1 protein-coding gene is annotated in these 1,390 nt (G+C 35.4%); it reads right to left on the bottom strand.

Going from position 1 to position 1,390, the window contains the following annotated elements; translation table 11 throughout:
- A partial coding sequence (locus A2003_RS04180) for a PgaA family protein (RefSeq protein WP_502685946.1) occupies positions 1-1,390 on the bottom strand: 1,390 nt, incomplete at both ends.

Below are 1,390 nucleotides of genomic sequence, written 5' to 3'. Positions count from 1 at the left end.
AATTTCCATCATCAATATCTATCGCTTGATATTGAATACCTGCTTTTCGAGACTCATTAGCTTGCCAATTCATCGCGGCTACATAAGATTGCCCTTTATGCTTTTGGGCAATCGCTTGTAATGGTATATCAGCATCAGAATCGACTGAGAAGTTGTATGCCCAATGATCATTTAACCAATGTGACCAATCCAATCTAACACCAAGTCGCTCTTGATCCTTTCTTTCGGACAATAGAATATTGGCTGTTTTTCTATTTGAAGACCATTCCATTCCCAACCCTTCCCGAGCATCGTCTAATTTCTTATTTTTATACCGTGCTTTTCGATATTGATGCTCAAGAAAGATACGATAATAATCATTGAACCAAGGACTATTTAAACGCGTCCAGAAACTCTGTTCGTTTGATCCTCGTAAACTATTTAATAGACGATCATCATTAGACTTATTCCTTGAAAAATAACTATGATGTTCTACACTCCACCGATCGCGATCCTTTAACTCTTTATAACTTAGTTGGACACCTGTATCGTCCGCAGCTGATTGTAAGAGCTTTTTATTTAATTCTCTCCAATATGAAATATTTCCCAGAGCTTGCGCATTATTCATTTGGTTGATTTCCGTCATTTGGCTGACTTCATCCAAACCATTCCATTGTTCTAAAGTTAGTTTCGCTGTTAATGGTTTTTGCCTCCAACGTTGAATCAAAGCCAGATTATTTTGATAACCAATATTACCTGGTGCGGTTGAAACCAAATTTTCAAAATACTGTTCGGCTTTTTCTAGCTCATTCCGATAAGCAAGATTTAACCCTTTTAAACTTAAATATTGTTCCCAATCTTCATGAGTTGTACGATCTACACCTTTTACTTGGCTATATTGATACCGTCTTAATTGATGTTCCATTTCATCAATCAAGTTATTTGCTTCTTCAAATTTTTCTTGTTCTAAATACGCATAATATAAGGCTGAATAAACATCATAATCAGCATAGTTCTTTTCATTAAATAATGACAAATAAACTTGCTCTGCTTGTTCAGGTTGATTGGTAGCAAAATACGCATCTGCAATTGCATGACGTGTATAAGTTGGCCAAAGATCTAGTGGAATACTAATACTCTGTAAAGTAGTTAATATATCAGTGTAACGCTTACGTTTCGCTAAAGCATAGATGTAATCAGCATAAAAGCTTTTTTGCCAATGAGGATAACCATTTACTATGGGTTTATACGATTCCATTTCAGCAAGCACTTGGTCTAATTCAACATATGCATCTGCATATTTGCTTTCTTGTTGAGCAGTTTTATAAGCAAGTACTGCATTTTTGATTTGAGTGGCGAATTGACTGAGTTTAATTCTGATCACTAAATCAGGATGAGTCTGAAATAAGAC

The organism is Acinetobacter sp. GWC1_38_13 (genome assembly GCF_001767535.1).
Taxonomy (GTDB): Bacteria; Pseudomonadota; Gammaproteobacteria; order Pseudomonadales; family Moraxellaceae; genus Acinetobacter; species Acinetobacter junii.
The sequence above is the reverse complement of the archived record's forward strand: the minus strand, read 5'-3'. Positions and strand labels throughout refer to the sequence as shown.